General features: G+C 65.8%; 13 protein-coding genes. 7 read left to right on the forward strand and 6 right to left on the reverse strand.

The window, feature by feature from the left end; translation table 11 throughout:
- Nucleotides 1–7 precede the first annotated feature (7 nt).
- Nucleotides 8–1,222: an MFS transporter gene (locus MKK88_RS29440; protein ID WP_244006352.1), complete on the forward strand. Its 1,215-nt coding sequence runs from the start codon at nt 8–10 to the stop codon at nt 1,220–1,222.
- Between the two features lie 1,475 nt (nt 1,223–2,697).
- On the opposite strand, the gene MKK88_RS29445 is transcribed toward MKK88_RS29440, so the two are convergent.
- Together MKK88_RS29445 and MKK88_RS29450 are read right to left on the reverse strand one after the other, a co-directional pair.
- Complete coding sequence (locus MKK88_RS29445) at nt 2,698–3,849, reverse strand: epoxide hydrolase family protein (RefSeq protein ID WP_244006354.1); 1,152 nt, start codon at nt 3,847–3,849, stop codon at nt 2,698–2,700.
- A gap of 29 nt (nt 3,850–3,878) precedes the next feature.
- Entirely contained in the window at nt 3,879–4,775 is an 897-nt protein-coding gene (locus MKK88_RS29450) for an NmrA family NAD(P)-binding protein (RefSeq protein ID WP_244006356.1), read from the reverse strand.
- A 103-nt stretch (nt 4,776–4,878) separates the two neighbouring features.
- Here MKK88_RS29450 and MKK88_RS29455 point away from each other — a divergent pair, with 103 nt between their 5' ends.
- Entirely contained in the window at nt 4,879–5,748 is an 870-nt protein-coding gene (locus MKK88_RS29455; RefSeq protein WP_244006358.1) for a LysR family transcriptional regulator, read from the forward strand.
- A 457-nt stretch (nt 5,749–6,205) separates the two neighbouring features.
- Here the strand turns inward: MKK88_RS29455 and MKK88_RS29460 are convergent, their stop codons facing one another.
- Nucleotides 6,206–7,192 carry an NAD(P)H-binding protein gene (locus tag MKK88_RS29460; protein WP_244006360.1) on the reverse strand — a complete coding sequence of 329 codons (987 nt, stop codon included), beginning with the start codon at nt 7,190–7,192 and terminating at the stop codon, nt 6,206–6,208.
- A 290-nt stretch (nt 7,193–7,482) separates the two neighbouring features.
- Between MKK88_RS29460 and MKK88_RS29465 the strand changes: the two genes are divergently transcribed.
- The 5 genes from MKK88_RS29465 to MKK88_RS29490 all read left to right on the forward strand — a co-directional run bounded on the left by MKK88_RS29465 (nt 7,483) and on the right by MKK88_RS29490 (nt 15,289).
- Nucleotides 7,483–8,613, forward strand: coding sequence for a M20 family metallopeptidase (locus MKK88_RS29465; protein WP_244006362.1), 1,131 nt, complete (start codon nt 7,483–7,485; stop codon nt 8,611–8,613).
- A 246-nt stretch (nt 8,614–8,859) separates the two neighbouring features.
- Nucleotides 8,860–9,522: an RraA family protein gene (locus MKK88_RS29470; protein WP_244006377.1), complete on the forward strand. Its 663-nt coding sequence runs from the start codon at nt 8,860–8,862 to the stop codon at nt 9,520–9,522.
- 474 nt (nt 9,523–9,996) lie between these two features.
- The gene (locus MKK88_RS29475; RefSeq protein ID WP_244006379.1) at nt 9,997–11,304 is read left to right on the forward strand and encodes an MFS transporter; all 1,308 of its coding nucleotides are present in this window, start codon (nt 9,997–9,999) and stop codon (nt 11,302–11,304) included.
- Between the two features lie 58 nt (nt 11,305–11,362).
- The gene (locus MKK88_RS29480) at nt 11,363–12,313 is read left to right on the forward strand and encodes a D-2-hydroxyacid dehydrogenase family protein (protein ID WP_313902361.1); all 951 of its coding nucleotides are present in this window, start codon (nt 11,363–11,365) and stop codon (nt 12,311–12,313) included.
- A 1,575-nt stretch (nt 12,314–13,888) separates the two neighbouring features.
- A complete protein-coding gene (locus MKK88_RS29490) occupies nt 13,889–15,289 on the forward strand; it encodes a DUF2254 family protein (protein WP_244006387.1) in 1,401 nt (466 codons plus the stop codon).
- Nucleotides 15,290–15,302: 13 nt separating this feature from the next.
- On the opposite strand, the gene MKK88_RS29495 is transcribed toward MKK88_RS29490, so the two are convergent.
- The 3 genes from MKK88_RS29495 to MKK88_RS29505 all read right to left on the reverse strand — a co-directional run bounded on the left by MKK88_RS29495 (nt 15,303) and on the right by MKK88_RS29505 (nt 17,240).
- Entirely contained in the window at nt 15,303–15,572 is a 270-nt protein-coding gene (locus tag MKK88_RS29495) for a hypothetical protein (RefSeq protein ID WP_244006389.1), read from the reverse strand.
- Between the two features lie 140 nt (nt 15,573–15,712).
- Nucleotides 15,713–16,030 (reverse strand): DUF3862 domain-containing protein, encoded by a 318-nt coding sequence (locus MKK88_RS29500; protein WP_244006391.1) that lies wholly within the window; start codon nt 16,028–16,030, stop codon nt 15,713–15,715.
- Between the two features lie 7 nt (nt 16,031–16,037).
- Nucleotides 16,038–17,240, reverse strand: coding sequence for an efflux RND transporter periplasmic adaptor subunit (locus MKK88_RS29505; protein WP_244006393.1), 1,203 nt, complete (start codon nt 17,238–17,240; stop codon nt 16,038–16,040).
- Nucleotides 17,241–17,257 lie beyond the last annotated feature (17 nt).

Here is a 17,257-nt window from a genome sequence, read left to right on the forward strand (position 1 = left end):
ATGCGACATGGATGCGCGAACGGGAGCGAAGGCCTGGTCCCGCCTCCTAACAGGCTCCTTCCCTGCCTTTGTTCTCCTTCAGGGCTCGTTATACGCCGCCTACGGGACTGAATCGCCATTCCTTCCGAGTTTTCTCGGCGAGCGCGGCCTGAGCGCAAGCGAGATCGGCGTCGTGCTGGCGGCGGGCACGTTGATCCGCCTCGCCGCGGGCCCCGTCGCCGGCCACCTCGCCGATCGATACGATGCGACCCGGGCCGTCCTCGGCTGCGCCGCCTTTGCGGCTGGCGTGATCTCGTTCGCCTATCTCCTGGGGTACGGCTTCTGGCCGTTGCTGGCGGCGAGCGTCCTGCACGCGAGCGCCATCGCGGCCCTCGCGCCCCTGGCCGACGCACTCACGCTCACGGCTGCGGAGCAGGAGGGCACCTTCTCGTACGGGTGGGTTCGGGGTGCCGGCTCGGCGGCGTTCGTGCTCGGGACCCTGGCCTCCGGGCTGCTCGTCGCCCGAGCCGGCATTGCGAGCATCATCGTGTCGAGTGGCGTCCTGTTCCTCGTCATGGCGCTCGCGACGAGCCGCGTACCGGCTGCCAGTCCGCGGGAGCCGCAGGCCAGCCTCGGCCTCGACGGCGTACGCGAGCTCCTCGCAATGGCACCGTTCCGCCGGATGCTCATCGTGGCGGCTCTGGTCATCGGCAGCCACGCGCTCAACGATGGCTTCGCGGTGATCCTCTGGCGCGGGGCCGGCATCGGGCCGAGCACGATCAGCCTGCTGTGGTCCGAGAGCGTCGCCTCGGAGGTCTTCGTCTTCGTGCTCGCCGGTCCGTGGTTGCTGTCGCGCGCGAGCACCGCCCAGGCCGCGATGCTGGCTGCCGGAGTGAGCGTGCTGCGCTGGTCGGTTCTGGCCTCGACGGCCTCGGTCCCGGTTTTGGCGGTCATCCAGCTGTCGCACGGACTTACCTTCGCACTGCTGCACCTCGCCAACATGCGTCTGATCGTTCGGACCGTGCCGCCGCACGTCGCCGCGACGGCGCAGACGCTCTACGGAACGCTGGGACTGGGCGTGGCCTCCGCTGTCCTGACCGGTCTCGGGGGCTTGCTCTACGGCCGCCTCGGCGCAGGCGCGTTCTGGGTCATGGCTGCGCTTTGTGCGCTGGCGCTTCCGCTCACCGTCGGGCTGGGTCGGAAGGCCGGGAAATCCGGTGCAACCCCGGTCCCTCCAACGTAAGGACGCGCAAGTTAGGCAGATCTATTCTCTCTGCCGCGGCGAGACGCTCTACCTCGCGCACATGGCCGTCAGAGCCGGACGTCTTCAGCGTCGCCGCACCCAGCGAGCGGACATCACCGTCGACCGTGCGCGGGCCCCACGGCCCGTCGACGCGTGCGGCGTGCTCAGCCGAAGTGTCTCGATCATGCAGAGGAGGTGTTCGCAGTCCTGCACGTCGTCCGGCTCCACGTCCGCTTTCGAAGCTGACCGATGTCGTGCCCCATGGCTGGTCTGGGCGCGAACCCGGATGTCCGGTTTTGCTGCCGATGGTGATTCCGCATGACGTGGTCTAGCCGAAAGCGGAATGACCTCTTCGGAGAAGGCCCGCCGGAAAAGCGGACGGTCGCCTATCGATCCAAGCCGGACGCCCGGACCACCATTGGCGATTTCCATAAGCGGCTATTCACTGGTCGTCCCATAATTTCGCTTCGGGGTGGAAATCGGGAACCCGCAGTATGCGAAGCACGAGTGTTAGGAAGTACGGGCCCATCACGTACTTGGCTTACGCGTTCGCGGTGCTTTTGTTTGGGTTGATTGCCCATTCACAATTCGAAGATCTGCGCATACGCGAGACAGGAGCGATTGTAGAAGGGACGATTGAGACTGCTCATTCGGGCAAGAACACAGCATCTGGGATCGTGTATTATCAACTTATGACCGGAGAGCACTGCCGAGATTATACAGAGCTGGGCCCAAGAAGCGATGTACATCCAGGCGAGGAGCTTGACTTAGCGGTGGGTGAGACCTGCGGACATCCTGTTTCCACAAAGAAACGCGTTTGGCCTTGGGTGTACCTTTTCTTATGTCTCGGCAGTGCCTCCCGCTTGTTGCTCATAGCGTGGCGGGCGGACCGCAGTGAAAACGGTCAGGGAGCTACAGAAGGTTAGGGTAGTTGATGCTGGTGCAAATTAAGGACCGGTTCGCAGATTGGATTGATGCTGGAAATAGACGCGCTGCGATCACGACAATTTTCGTTTGCGGCGTGCTGTTAGCACCATTCTGGCTTACTCTCATCGAGTATTTTTTTGTAAGACATGGTATTATATATGAACGCCTGATCAATTTTTGGCTGCCATTATTCGTAGGAACGGCTGGCTGCCTGTTACTACCAATCGAGCGCTTATCCACCAGATTGTTGGTTGCCGTTGCATATACTTCCGTGTCGATGGTCCTCCTAATGGGATTTAGTATCACCGTAGGCTGTATGCTGATCGGGATTTGTTTGTAGCCAGCGTCCAACACTCGATAGGGCGCGAGTAGGCTTAGAGATTGCGTCCGCTTTCATGCATTGCCGATTGAGAGCGGACAGGCAGAAATCCACCCAATCCTGCCATTTCAGACAGCTGCCACGCCTACCGAAAGCTGGACCTGCAGGTTGCGCAACCGATCGCGGCGGGGCTTTCCAAGAGCCGCACACCCTGCTGGTCCACCATCGGCTATGTGACCGTCTCGAACGTTGCTCGAACATCCGCCACCAGAGCGGCAGCGTTCTCCATGGCCGCGAAATGCCCGCCTCTTGGGGGCTCGCTGTAATGACGCAGGTCCACGAAACGTCGTTCCGCCCAGCGCCGCGACAGCCGCAGCACCTCGCCGGGGAACACGCTGACGCCTGCCGGCAGCGGCATGGGATCGCTCGGCAGGCCGCCTTGGTCTTGCGCGTTGTCCCAGTAGAACCGTGCGGAGCTGGCCCCGGCGTTCGGTAGCCAGTAGAGCATGATGTCGTCGAGCATGTGGTCCAACGGGATCACCCGCTCGGGCTCGCCGCCGCTGTCGGTCACGTCCTGGAACAGCGCGTAGATCCAGGCCGCCAGCCCCACCGGCGAGTCCGCCAGCGCGAACCCAACCGACTGCGGCCGCGTGTTCTGGAGCGTCATGTAACCCGACTGCTCCCGGTCGTACCGCGCGATGCCGGACAGCATCGCCTGCTCCTCCGGTGTCGCCTCCGCGATCTCGTCCTCGGTCGGCCGGAACATGACCATGTTCAGGTGGATGCCGGCGAGGCCGGGCGCACGCATGTGCGCCAGCACCGTCACCACGGCCGCACCCCAATCGCCGCCCTGGGCGAACCATCGGTCGCCATAGCCCAGCCTCTGCATCAGCTCGACATAGGCGCCAGCGACGCGGCCGACGTTCCAGCCCGGCTCGGTCGGCTTGTCGGAGAAGCCGAACCCCGGCATCGACGGGATCACGAGGTGGAACGCACACCGCGGATTTTCGCCGTGCGATGCAGGATCGGTCATCGGCCCGATCACGTCGCGGAACTCCAGGATCGAGCCTGGCCAGCCATGCGCCAGCAGGAGCGGTCGGGCATCGGGCTCGGGCGAGCGGACGTGCAGGAAGTGGATGCCGAGGCCGTCGATGACGGTGCGGCTGCTGCCCCAGCCATTGATGAGGGCTTCGGCCACCCTCCAATCGTAGCCATCCTGCCAGCGGCCGACCAGACGGTGGATGGCGTGCGAGGTCGGACCCTGGCTCCCGTCGGTGACGGTGCCGGCGTCGGGCCAACGGGTGCGGGCGAGACGGTCGGACAGGTCTGTCAGGTCGGCGTCGGCGACCCGGATCGGGAAGGACGTGATGGCGTCGGTCATGGCGGGGGTATCCCTTCGCGGGTCGACGTTCAGCGGATCGTGGGGGCGAGGACGGCTGCGGCACCCGTCCAGACGGCCTTGCCGTAGCGGGCGTTGTCGAGGCCATGCAGCTTGCCGCGGCCAGTCGACATGTCGCGCAGGTATTGCATCCCCTGCCACGCCGGGAACGGCGCATCGGTCTCCGGGGTCAGGGCGCGCGTGACGGCTATGATCGCGCTCAGGCGACCGATGCCGCCGGCGCGCAGCAGCCGCCAGCGCCGACCCTCCATGCCGGTCAGCAGCTCGGCTAGCCCACGCGGGCTGATCTGATCGCCCGAGATACGCAGGTGGCGCGGCGCGTCAGGATCAAGTGCCGCGTCCGCGGTAAAGGCAGCGACATCGTCCTTGGCGGTGAAGTCGAACACTTGGTCGGTGTCGCCCCAGAAGAGAACGCGGCGAAAGCGGTGCAGCACGATGGGGGCCTGCCCCTCGAGAAGGTCCGCGAAAGGCCCGTTGAGGATCGAGGTCGCACGGATCGGCGCCGCATCGAGGCGGATTGCGAACCTGCGCCGCAGGTCCATGTTGCGATTGTCGCCCGGCCGGGTCGCCAAGTAGTCCAGGCAGAAGTCGGACGGGATGAAGCGCGGCACGCCGGCCGCCACCGCTGCGTCCAGCAGCTGCCCCTGCGTGTCGAGGATCACCGGCGCGGTACCGTTCAGCGCGGACACGACGCACGCGGCGCCGGTGACGGCGCGGATCAGCGCCCCGCCGTCACCAAAGTCGACCGTGACCTGTTCGACCTTGCCGCGCGCTAGGCTGTCGGTCGGGCGGCGCACCAGTGCCCGTACCGGCACCCCCTTGGCCACTAGTGCCTCGGTGATCCGGATGCCGAGGTCGCCGGAAGCCCCTGCCACGACCACCACCGGCCAGGTCTGCTTGCCATCCACCGCTCATTCCTCCTGTCGTCTGCCGATCCGGAAGGTAGGCGTTGCACATTCCAGCGATTAGCTGGGCAAGATGCGACAGGCTGTTGCAAAAACTGGAACGACGATGCAGCTGTCCGACCTACGCGCGTTCGCGCGGATCACTGACCTGATGAGCGTGTCGGCCGCAGCGCGCGCGCTCGGCCTCCCGAAGTCGGGAGTCAGCCGCGCGCTGGCACGGTTGGAGCGCGATGTCGGCACGGCGCTGGTGGATCGCTCGACGCGTCACTTGCGGCTGACCGACGCCGGCACGCTGTTCCGGCCGCACGCGCTTCGCATCCTGGCCGACGTGGACGAGGCGGGCATGGCGCTCGAAGGGCTCGGAGGCGCCCCGGCCGGAACTCTGCGGGTCAGCCTGCCTTTCACGGTCGCGACCGCGCTGGTCGCTCCCATGCTGCCGGGGTTCATGGCCGCCCACCCCCAGGTCCGCGTGATCCTGGCGGTTGAGAACCACTTCGTCGACATGCCGTCCGAGGGCGCGGACCTGCTGATCCGGGTGGGATCCCTCGTGGACAGCGACCTGATCGCCCGCCGGCTGCTGGTCTCAGAGGCGTGGCTTTGCGCCAGCCCCGGCTATCTCGCGGCGCGTGGCACGCCAACTTGCGTCGCCGACCTCACCGACCATACGCTGATCGGCTACGGCGACCGGGCCGTGGCGTACCAGGACGATGCGACCGGCGAAGCGGGACGTATCGATCTACCGCCGGCCGTCGCCGTCTCTGATTCCGCGGCGCTGCTGCCGGTGGCGCTGGGCGGCGCCGGCATCGCGTACCTGCCCGACTTCCTTGCGAGGCCGTACGCCGCGGAGGGCCGGCTCGTTCGGCTATGGCCTGCCACGGGGGGGCTTCGAGACCGTGATCCACGCGGTCTATCCGAGCCACCGCAGCTTGTCGGCCAAGGTGCGAGTTTTCATCGATGCGCTGGTCGCCAGCCTTGATGGACTGCGTCGCTAGCGGCCAAGTCGAACCCGTGGTTCGGCACGGCATTTCCTCTTGATCCGGGATCGCCCGCCGGCTTGCCGTCGGTCGGTGCTACCGACGGTGAGCATGGCGGAGCCGGAGCTCGTTTCCGGACGGGTCGATGACGCGATAGGCACCCCCGTCTGTGACGGGGCACGGGAGCGGAGAGCCCTCGGGTGCTTCGGCGCCACGCTTGGGTGTTCGAGGCCAGTCCACGCGCCCCTAGGCCGAACTCCCGAGAGACCCGAAGGGTTTTGCGTAGAGGCACGGAGATGTCGTCCGATTCTGTGGATTGCGGCCCGAAAGCGGACTGGCAAAAATCCTCAATCCAGCCGTTCAGTGCTGCCGGCCAACGAGGCCGGAAGTGGCCGAACGCTGCCGGTCCGCTTCGGAGCGAGACTGCTCGACAAGCAGGCAAGCCCCTATCCAGCATCGTCAGAACACCGCGTGGTCGCCACGCTCGGCGGCCGCCTCGCCACGGACGACGCGCGCATAGTAGTCGAATAGCGTCTCCGATCCCGTCGACGGAGTGGCTTGTGCATCGTATCGCCCGGTCGCTGGGTCCAGTACGAGCATGGACTCCGTCGCGTAATAGCGCCCGATCCGCGCGAGTTCGGCCTTGGCGGCCAAGGCCGGCACCCATCGGCCAATCGTCGCCAGAACGGCGACGATCACGTCCAGCAGCACGACAGGAATTTGCGTGAAGCGTGGCTCGCGCCCCAGCAAGGCGAAGAGCCGCTCGCCCTGCGCTCGCGGCGTGATTGCCTCGCCCGGGCCGCCGATCGGTAGAACGCGATTGCGGCGGTTCCCATCGTCGAGGCAGTCTGCGAGATAGCAGCCAAGGTCGCTGTCACTGATCGGCCTGCAGGCCGTCGCGGTCCCATCTCCGAACACCAAGAATGGCTTGCCGCGTTTCACACGATCGATCTGTCCCGAGAGCGATTTGAAGAAGGCGGTGGGCCGAACGATCGTATAGTCGAGCCCCGACGCGATTAGTTCTGCCTCGAAGGCGCGCTTGGCGTGCTGAAAGGCGAGGACCGGCTTCTGGACGCAGATCGCCGATAGAAGCACGACATGCGTCACGCCGGCCGTCCGGCCCGCGTCCAAGGCCCTGACCTGCGCGCCGTAATCGATCGCCCAGGCATCGTCGGGCAGCCCCGTGCGCGAGGCGAGGCACGACACCAGGACGTCGAAGCGTTCGCCGCGGACACCGTCGCGTGCCAGCGACACCGTATCAGTCAGATTCACGATCCGCGCAGTAGCGCCTGCGGGGATCGCAGATTCGGCAGGGCGCCTGACGAGGCAGATGACCTCGTGACCGCGCGACACCAGAGCCTGAACCGTCGCCCGGCCTATTGTGCCGGTCGCCCCCAGAAAGAGGACACGGCGCGGCCTCACACCGTCCGGTCGCTCTATGGTCATGATCGCTTCCTTACAACGTTCAACCATCCTGACGCGACGGCGACGCTGCGCTGCCCCGTCGAACGGCAAAGACGAGATTACGACGGGATCCGCGGAATGACCCGCGTCAGTTCCGACATTCAGCTGTGCAAGACCGCCTGCTAGTGTCGACCCAACCCCGCCATCCGAACAGCCTGACGCCCTTCTTGAAAGCGGCCACCTTGGATGAAGAAGCGGGGTCTGCGTCGTCCAACAGGGCTGCCCTGGAGCCCGCCGTCGACAAAGAAGCGACACGTCATGGGGAAGCACCAATGCCTCTCAACGGTCTCGACCTCTCGCAGCAGCTCATACGCTTCCGATCGATCAATCCTCCGGGCGAGGAGAAGGAGTGTTCCGAGTTCATTGCTCGACTGCTGACCAAGCACGGGTTCGACGTCGCCAGCTACGCGTTCGCCAAAGATCGACCGACGCTGGTCGCTCGCATCCCTGGGTCGGCAGGTGGCAAGCCACTCTGCTTCACCGGGCACATCGACGTCGTGCCCCTCGGGTCGAACGAGTGGCAATTCCCGCCGTTTGGAGGGGTCGTGCAGGATGGCCGGCTGTACGGCCGCGGTGCCAGCGACATGAAGGCCGGCGTAGCCGCGTTCATCGCGGCCGTATGCAATTTGATCGAGGACGGACGCCGCTTCCACCGCGGGGTCACGCTTGTGATCACCGCCGGAGAGGAGACGGGATGTGAAGGCGCATTCCATGTTGGCCGCGAGAATGTTCTCGGGCCGGCCGAACTCCTGATCGTGGCCGAGCCGACGTCCAATGCCCCCATATTCGCTCACAAGGGCTCCCTCCGCGTCGTCGTGACCACGCGCGGGCGGACAGCGCATTCCTCAATGCCGCTCGAGGGCGAAAACGCCATCAGCAAGGCGGCGGAGTGGATCCGGCGGCTTGAGGGCCACGACTTCGGCGCCCGCCATCCATTGCTCGGTAGCGCCACGACCTGCGTCACCACCATCCGCGGTGGGGAAAATATCAACTCCGTCCCCGACTTCGCCGAGTTCACCATAGATATCCGGACCCTGCCGGAGCAGAAGCACGAGGCGTTGGTCGCCGAGCTGAACCACCTATTCGGATCAGAGGCTGAGATCCGGGTCGTCACGAGCTTTCCAGGGTTCGCCACCGAGCCGGACGATCCGTCGGCCGCTGCGCTCCTGTCTCTGCTGCGAGAGCGGACTGGCGCAGCGGCGCAACCCGCCGGGGCACCCTATTTCACCGATGCGTCGGCTCTCGTGCCTGCCTTCGAGGGCGTCGCCGCGGTGGTCATCGGACCCGGCGAGGCGGCGCAGTGCCATAAGACGGACGAGTACTGCCTCGTCGACCGGATCGAGGAGGCGCAGGCCATCTACAGAGACTTGATGCTCCGCATGTGCTGCGGCCATGCGGAGTGAGGCGCAGCGACCGAAGCCACTGCCGCGGACCTGTATTGTGCCTCCAGAGCCGAAGGCGAGCGGGCAAAATCCACCCCTCTGAGAGGTTGGGGCGGGCGATGGGTGGCGACAGGAGCTGGCCGTAAGCGCCGATCCGCTTAAGAGTGGGTTCGTAGGAAGAGCGGACTAGCGCTCCGACGGCGCGCACGGCGCTTCTATCCGGCGGAGATCGGTGCAGGTTCAACTCACGGAGGCGGAAACGGCGCTATGGCGGACGATGACAAGGAACTCGTCGCCCTGTTCGAGGGGCTCGATACGCCGAGTGTCTCGGACGCGATGGACAAGCTCGGCCTGCCGGGACAATGCTTCGGTATCGTCCCCCTCGACAACTACGCGAAGACGGTGGTCGGGCCAGCCTTCACGGTGAAGTACGTGCCGGCGACGACCCCGCCCGGCACGGTCGGCGACTTCATCGACGACGTTGCCGAGGGCGACGTCGTGGTGATCGACAACGACGGACGGACCGACTGTACGGTGTGGGGGGACATCATGACCCAATATGCCGGCGCGCGCCGCTTCGCTGGAACGGTCATCGATGGGGTCTGTCGCGATGTGGCCAGGGCGCTCGGCGACGGTTATCCGATGTTCACGCGTGGCCGCTTCATGCGCACCGGCAAGGACCGGGTGCAGGTGGAGGCGGTGAACGTCACCATCTCCGTCGGTCAAGCGCGCGTAGGCCCACGCGACATCGTCGTGGCCGATGCAAACGGTGTGGTCGTGGTGCCGCGGGAACATGCCCGCGCGGTCGCCAAACGCGCTCGCGAGATCGAGGCTGTCGAGCATCAGATTCGTGGGGAGATCGAGCGGGGCAAGAGCCTCAAAGAAGCGCGGGAAGCCCTCGGCTACCACAACCTGCAGCGCAGGCGCTGACCACGATCGCGTCGCTATTGGCAGCTCCCGCCCTTGCGTGCGGAGGCTCGCCCCTTGGTGTCGGCCTGGACCGTCCCGCCTTCAGCCCACGCCTCAATCCGCACGCTTGGCAAGGGGCCGCTCGGTTGGACCCCTGTGCCAGCCCCCGGCCAGAAGTCTCAGGCCCCACCGAACAGAACGTGATCAGGAGCATGACATCAGGGCTGCCGAATTGAAGTGCCCCCAAGCAGGTGCTGTTCGACCGGGGGAGGAATCGTCGGATGACGCACTCGTGAGGCGATGCATTCATGCGGCGCACCGATAGTCGCATCGTTCAGAAACAATACTTCGTAAGAATGCTCCTCACGTCCGCGGCGATCTTGCGAGCTCGACAACGAAAACCCGTGGCGCGGCCATGGCTAACCGCGGCGCGTTCCGTTCGCGCAGCAGGTCCCGAGCCTCGTACAGCTAAGAAGACGTTTGAGAGAGGAACGCATGAGCGACGACATCGAGGCGCGCACCATGCGTCGCGTCTACTGGCGGCTGATCCCGTTCCTGTTCCTCCTCCTGGTCGTCAACTATCTCGACCGGGTCAATATCGGTTTTGCCGCCCTGCGCATGAACGCCGATCTCGGTCTCAGCGCTACCGCATTCGGTTTCGGGGCCAGCATCTTCTTCGTCGGCTATGCCCTGTTCGAGGTCCCCTCGAACCTGATCCTGCATCGGGTCGGAGCGCGCGTCTGGATCGCCCGCATCCTCGTCAGCTGGGGGCTGGTCTCGGGCTGCATGGCCTTCGTCCAAGGCGAGACGAGCTTCTACATCCTCCGCTTCCTCCTCGGCGTCGCGGAGGGCGGCTTTCTGCCCGGCATCGTTTACTATCTCACCCAGTGGTTCCCGATCGAACACCGCTCCAAGGCGAACTCGGGCGTGGTCGCGGCGACCGCCGTGGCGTCCGTGGTCGGCTCACCCCTTTCGGGGGCGATCCTGACCTACATGCCTGAAGCTCTCGGCTTGCGCAGTTGGCAGTGGATGTTCCTCGTCGAGGCCATCCCAGCAGTTCTACTGGGTATCGCCGTCCTATTCTGGCTGACAGAACGCCCAGAGACTGCAGGTTGGCTGCCCGCCGACGAGAAGGCTTGGCTGGCACGACGTCTGCGTGAAGAAGAGAGCCTCACGGCAACACAGGGTGATCTCCCATTCTGGCGAGTCGCCAGGCTTGGGCGCGTATGGGCCCTGGCCGCGCTCTTCACCTGCTTCCTCACCGCGTTCTACGGCGTGCTGCTGTGGCTGCCGCAGATCGTCAAGGCGTTCGGTGGCCTCACGGACGTCGCGGTCGGCCTGCTCTCGGCTCTGCCGTTCCTGTGCGGCGCGACCGCGATGCTGCTCTGGGGGCGCCACTCCGACCGCAAGCGGGAGCGCAAATGGCACTTGGCGGCCGCGCTGAGTCTGGGCGGGCTCGGGCTTCTGGGCAGCGCTTACGCGCCGGACAAGCTGGCGAGCTTCGCATGTCTGTGCGTGGCAGCCGCCGGCATCTGGGGCGGCCTGGGGATCTTCTGGAGCCTCACCGGTGATTTCCTCTCCGGGGGAGCCCGCGCGGCCGGTATCGCGCTCATCAACACGCTGGCCCAGCTCGGCGGCCTCATCGGTCCCTGGATGACCGGTGTGGTCCGCGATTGGGCCGGCAGCTTCACGGCCGCGCTGGCCGCGCTCGCCTGCTTTGCGTTCCTGGCGGCCCTGATCGCCGCGCTCCTCAATGACCGGCTCGCCACCGCCGAGCCGACCTCCAAGACCGTGGTCGCCTGACATGAACGACGCCGCATCAACCGAAGCCTCGAACAGCCCTGTAGGCCGCAGCCTCCGGGTGGCCGTTCTCGACGACTACCAGCGCGTGGCGCTCGAATATGGAGATTGGGAACGGCTCGGCCCCGATCTCGACGTGACTGTGTTCGACCGCAATCTCGATCTTGAAGAGGCGAAGGTTGCGCTCGCGCCCTACGACGTGCTCTGCCTCATGCGCGAGCGCATGGCCCTGCCAAGGGGGCTGATCGAGGCTCTGCCGAACCTTCGGCTCGTGATCTTCACGGGCGTTCGAACGCGCTCGATCGATTTCGCGGCGCTCGCCGAGCGGGGGATCATTGCTTGCCACACGGGGGGCGGGGAGATGCAGCCGGCGACAGCCGAGCTGACCTGGGGCCTGATCCTGTCAGCGATGCGCCATCTGCCGCGCGAGATGGCGGGCATGCGGGACGGCTTTTGGCAGACGACGGTCGGCACCGTTCTCGAGGGTCGGACCCTTGGCCTGCTCGGTCTCGGTAAGCTCGGGCAGCGCGTGGCGGCAATCGGCGCGGCCTTCGGGATGCAGCGTATCGCCTGGAGTCCCAATCTCACCGCGGAGCGCGCCGAGGCTGCTGGCGTCACCCTGGTCGACAAGGACAGGCTGTTCGCGACCTCGGATGTTGTGACCCTGCATATGGTGCTCAGCCCAGCGACTCAGCATCTCGTCGGCGCGTCCGAACTCGGCCTGATGAGGCCGGAGGCGCTCCTCGTGAATACGTCGCGCGGTCCCTTGATCGACGAGAATGCGTTGATCGAGACCCTGCGCGCCGGCCGGATCCGCGGTGCGGCGCTCGACGTGTACGATCAGGAGCCCTTGCCGGCTAATCACCCTCTGCGCGGCCTGGGGAATGCCTACCTCACGCCACACCTCGGCTATGTTACCGAAGGATCATACCGCCTGTTCTTTCGCGACGTGGTGTCGGTCATCGCCGCTTGGCGGGCGGGCGCGCCGATCAACGTGGCATCGGTCGCCTGAAGATCCGTCCGACGCCCGCGACAAGACTGAGCCAAGCCGTGGTTTTGGCGCGCCTCGACACTGCAGCCGAGGGACCCGACCGGACTCTCGATCTTGGTATGGCCGAGATGGCCCGGCTACGGACGCGACCCCCGCTGACGCGGTCGCCAATCTTGAGCTTGACGATGTCGCAGCCGCGCAACTTGCTGTCGATGACGCGGTCGAGCCAGAACCGGATGGCCCAGACCTGCTGAGGTGTGAGGGCGTGCTTGGCGCCGAGCTTGCGGCCGGCGTTCCAAGCCGGCCGGCCCATCGTCCGGCCCCTCGCCGGCCCGTGCCGACAAGGCGCGGGGACACCCGAACCAATGCTCCGGCGACCCGACTTCAGAAAGCGAATATGAAGGTCGCGATGGCTCTCGATTTCAGGCGCTTGCCCGCGAGTCGAGAGCTATGCCGTTAGCGTCGGCGTTCGCAAGATGCGTGGGTTGGCCGTCACCGGGCGCCGGGGGCGGCAATAACGGGGCCTGGATCTTCAAGAACAGGCTGTGAGGACAGCCCCCGGAGCGAGGTATACGGACAAGCTTCGTCGATGCCGCATCCTATCGCACGCGGTGAGGCAAGTGATATAGGTTCAAGCTTGGCCGATCGATCCGTCCGTGGGATCAGCCTATTCATCGACACGACGCCAAACGACCCGGAACTTACCGCTGCACCTCGGGTTGGGGCACTGTTTCCAGAGTGTTTCTACAGCGCCGAGGGTGGTGGCATGGCGATTCGGTTCCTGGGTATGGCAGCGGGTCTCACGCTTGCGGCGATCAGCTTCACAGCGCCGGCCTCGGCGGCCGGTGTCGATCGGGCAGGGGGTCTGAACGACACGCCGACGACCTGGGTAAGGATGACCCGCCATCGCTCGAAGATGGGCCGCCGCGTCGATCGGAATAAGGGGGCGGGGACGGCCTCGGCGTCAGCACCGAATGGCCGTGGATACGGGATGGGACCGACCGGCCAGCCGAGCGGTGTCAAGTAAAAAGTCTACTCAGCCGGCAGCCCTTCTCTATCGGCTCGGTCTTCGGTCGATTGATCGTCTTCGATCTGGCCATGCACGGGCTTGTGCATGGCCGGCCATCCCGTCACGTGTCGAAAGATAGTCCCCTTGTCGATCCAATATACTTGTAAAGCTCCGATCCGCCTGGCTTTTGTCAGCGCGCTTGGTCTGCTGAGTCTCTGTCTGCCGGGCGCAGCACAAGCGCAGTCGGCCGGTAGCCGGATTGATCAGCCGACCCCAGGAACCCTGCCTGCCGGGTCACACAATTCAGGCACCTCCACTGCGCCAGCCAATCAGCCGACCGGCCAAGTTTCACCGCCAAGTGCGATCAGCTCGTCGACCGATGTCATGAAGGGGGGGCGATCCAGGGGGGCGGGAGCAGCGAGAGGGTCAATCCCATCCAGCATCTGCCGGACAATATGAAGCGGTGATTGTTCGGACGCGCTGAGCGATCGACGGTCGGCGCGACATCGTTTCCCTGCCGACCCACGGTCGTGCGGATGGAAACGCAGCGTGACGCGCGGATTTTAGAACGTGTTCGATACCACCGAATGAACATCGTAGATCAGGTGGGCGACCGAGTTCTAGCGCTCATTCGGCGGTCGTTACGGGAGTTCATCGGTCTTCCGCTTATCGTCGTCGCTGTATTCCTGGGATTGTTCGCGCTGAGCTACCTGCTCGACGACGCGCTATGGGATCGCTCTGGCCCCACGCCGGTCCCCTGGCTTTCCCATCTGCTCGGTGACACGAGCGCGATCGCGAGCCTGCTCGGCACCGTCGCGTCCGGTATGATTACGGTGACGTCGATCACCTTTTCGCTCCTTCTGATCGCCGTTCAGCAGACCGCGTCGACGCTCTCGACCCATGTCTATGACCAGTTCATCCAGCGACGCTCGAACAAGCTCAGTTTCGGCTTCTTCGTCGGTCTCAGCGTCTTCGTGCTCCTGACGCTCGGCAGTGCCAATCCCGACCACAAACCGATCATCGGGGCGCTCCTATCGCTCCTGATGACGGGAGCCGCGCTGTGCATGGTCGTGATCCTGATCTACAGCACCATCGATCAGATGCGACCGCACGCGGTCATCACCGCGATCCACGACCATACGATGAAGGCCCGCGTGGTGGACGGGCGCATGATTGCGGGTACCCGCCAGTTTCCCCGCGCCGGGCTTTCCTGGTCGCAGGTGGTCCGAACGGATGCCTATGGCGTGGTGTGCGGCCTCGACCTGCCGACGATCGAACGGTCCGCAGCGGAGCAGAGTGCTGACATCGAGATCATCGGCCGGGTCGGCACCAACGTCGCTTTCCGCGACCCGCTTTTCCGCATCCATGCTGCGCGGGCACCATCAGCCGACGCGCTTATGAATCTGAAGCGGTCGGTGACTGAGGCCATCAAGATTGAACCGCGCCGCACCATCGACAGCGATGCCGGCTTCGGGATCGAGCAGCTTTATTCGATCGCGTGGACGACCGCCTCGACGTCGAAGCAGAACCCGCAACCCGCCATCCTGGTGTGCCACTGCCTGCGGGATATCATCGCCCGTTGGAGTAGCGCCGACAAGATTTTGGAAAACAGCGCGTCGCGAGTCGCTTATGCCGATCGGGGGGTGGACGATGCGATCCAGGCGATCGCCGCGATCGGCGTCGTCGCTTCCGAGAGCATGCAGAACATGCTGGCTGCCGAGGTCTGGCGGACCCTCGCGACGTTAATCGATGATGTGCCGGCCGAAAGGCTGCCGGCGCTGACCGACACGGTGCGACGGCTCCTATCCAGCCTCGGGGATCACGTATTGACCCATGATCTCGAAGGGGAACTGGGTCGCTGCCGTAGGAGCTTGGAGAGCAGAGGCGAGCCAGATGCCGCCGAGGCCATTCGGGTGGCCGCCGAAACGCTCGCAATGAGCATCGGTACGCTCAACGCACGCGGGACGCGCGTCCCCACATCCGCCTGAGCGCGGTTGCCTGTCACTTCGTCCCTGGCGCGGCGCGCGCCGGCTCGGGAGACAGGCCTTTCGCCTCGTGGGCGCCCGGGCCGTGCACGGCATCGCTGCCGATGATACCGCCGCCCACGGAGGAAGCCGGCGGGTTTCCGCTTCGCGCTCCGGCGCCGGAGACCGGGGTCTGCCGGGTCGTCATGGTTGCCGTACCGGCGGCGTTCGGCGCTGCGGTCTCCGCGAGCGCAATGCCCGTCCCGCCGACGACCAGCGCTGCAACAGTGATAACCTTGGCCACCATGATGGTTTCCGAAAAAGGCCTGCCGCAACGCGCGGGGATCACATCGGTTCGCCCGGCCTGCAGAGCTGAAGCGCATCCATGCATCGCTGTGTCGATCTCACGATCAGCCCGACGTTCAACACCCGCATACGGCAGACGGCTCAGTCCGCGCTCAGCCCAAGCTGCGACTTGTCCGTCAATCGGTTGTTGCGGAAGGTCAGCGTGAGATTGGCGCCGTAGGTTCCGTGGCCGCGCCAGGAATAGGTCGCGCGCGCCTCGCTGCCGATGGTGAGGTGTGAGACGCGCCGCCCCCCGCAGCCGAGGCGGTCGCGGACCTGGGCGTAGCTCATGCCCTGCTTGAGGGCAGCGTATTGGGTGCGGTCGACGCGGCAGGGCCCTGCACCGGGAGAGCGGGCCGCCTCGGCTGTCGAAGCGGCGAGCACCAGGGCGAGCGAGAGCGGGACGAGGCTTTTGCGCATCGGCGCCTCACCCGGGTTGGCCGGAGGCGGCCCCGTTCGCGGGCGCCTTGTCCGGCGAACTGGCTTCCATCGCCTTCGTCTCGACCTTGAGATCCTGGCGCATGTCCTGAATGTGGTCCGTCACCACCTTCTCGCCCGGCTTGAGCCCCGCCACGATGGCGGTGCTCTCCCCGAAGCTGTCGCCGGTCGTCACCGGCTTCTGATGCACCACGCCCTTGTCGTCGACGACGTAGACGATCTGCTGGGCGAGCTGAGCCGAGAGGGCGATCGTGGGCACGAGGAGCTTGTCCTCCGTCCCGGTCTTCACCCGGGCGCGGACGAACTGGCCGGGGAGGAAGCGCTCGTCCGGGTTCGGCAGGAGGGCGCGCACGAGGCGACGGGCGGTGCGGGGATCGAAGCGGTTGTCGAGCTGGTAGATCCGGGCCTCACGCACAGGCTTGCCGGACTCGTCGAGCACCTCGACCATCACGGCGCCGCCCTGCATCGCCTCGCGGACGGTCTCGGAATCTTCTGAGGACAGGGCCATCTGCACGTCGATCGGATCGAGCTGCACCACCGAGACGAGCTGCGTCTGGTTCTCGATCACGAGGTCGCCCGGGTTGATGATCGACAGGCTCGCCCGGCCGTCGAAGGGGGCGTTGACCGTCGCGTAGTCGAGGTTGAGGGTCTGCCGGGCGATGGCCGCCTCCGCCTGCTGCACCTGGGCGCTGGCTCCGGCGGCGTTGGCCTGCAACTGCTGGAGCCGCTGCTCCGTGGCATAGCCCTTGTCGGCCAGCGTATCCGTGCGGCTCACCTCGGCCTGAGCGAACTGAAGCTGCGACTTCGCCTGCGCCTCCTGGGCCTTCGCCTGGGCCAGCGAGACCTCGAAGGGGCGCGGATCGATGCGGAACAGCACCTGCCCCTTCTTCAAGTGGCTCCCCGGCTCGAAGGGGCGCTCGATGACGTTGCCCGTCACCCGCGCCTGGAGGGCCGCGTCCTGCGGAGCGATGATCGTGCCCGTGTAGGTGAAGGTGATCGGCACCGCTTCCCTGCGCGCCGCGGTCACCGTCACCGTCATGGGCGGCTCCTCGGCCTTCCTGGGCACCTGCGACCCCGTCAGCGAGGCCATGATCGCGGCTGGCGCGGGCCGCCCGGCCGCCAGCCAGCCCCCGCCAGCCAGCACCAAAAGAGCCCCGGCCCCGATCAGCCCGTATTTCGCCCCCGATCGCACGTGGATCGCCCCCTCCG

It is taken from the genome of Methylobacterium sp. E-005 (assembly GCF_022829725.1).
In the GTDB taxonomy this organism is placed as follows: Bacteria; Pseudomonadota; Alphaproteobacteria; order Rhizobiales; family Beijerinckiaceae; genus Methylobacterium.

Bases quoted from the DNA above. Each gene is read 5' to 3' on its own strand.
- MKK88_RS29475 (WP_244006379.1), top strand. From the start codon at position 9,997: ATGAGCGACGACATCGAGGCGCGCACCATGCGTCGCGTCTACTGGCGG.
- MKK88_RS29500 (WP_244006391.1), bottom strand. From the start codon at position 16,030: ATGCGCAAAAGCCTCGTCCCGCTCTCGCTCGCCCTGGTGCTCGCCGCT.
- MKK88_RS29490 (WP_244006387.1), top strand. From the start codon at position 13,889: ATGAACATCGTAGATCAGGTGGGCGACCGAGTTCTAGCGCTCATTCGG.
- MKK88_RS29495 (WP_244006389.1), bottom strand. From the start codon at position 15,572: ATGGTGGCCAAGGTTATCACTGTTGCAGCGCTGGTCGTCGGCGGGACG.
- MKK88_RS29460 (WP_244006360.1), bottom strand. From the start codon at position 7,192: ATGACCATAGAGCGACCGGACGGTGTGAGGCCGCGCCGTGTCCTCTTT.
- MKK88_RS29465 (WP_244006362.1), top strand. From the start codon at position 7,483: ATGCCTCTCAACGGTCTCGACCTCTCGCAGCAGCTCATACGCTTCCGA.
- MKK88_RS29470 (WP_244006377.1), top strand. From the start codon at position 8,860: ATGGCGGACGATGACAAGGAACTCGTCGCCCTGTTCGAGGGGCTCGAT.
- MKK88_RS29445 (WP_244006354.1), bottom strand. From the start codon at position 3,849: ATGACCGACGCCATCACGTCCTTCCCGATCCGGGTCGCCGACGCCGAC.
- MKK88_RS29440 (WP_244006352.1), top strand. From the start codon at position 8: ATGGATGCGCGAACGGGAGCGAAGGCCTGGTCCCGCCTCCTAACAGGC.
- MKK88_RS29455 (WP_244006358.1), top strand. From the start codon at position 4,879: ATGCAGCTGTCCGACCTACGCGCGTTCGCGCGGATCACTGACCTGATG.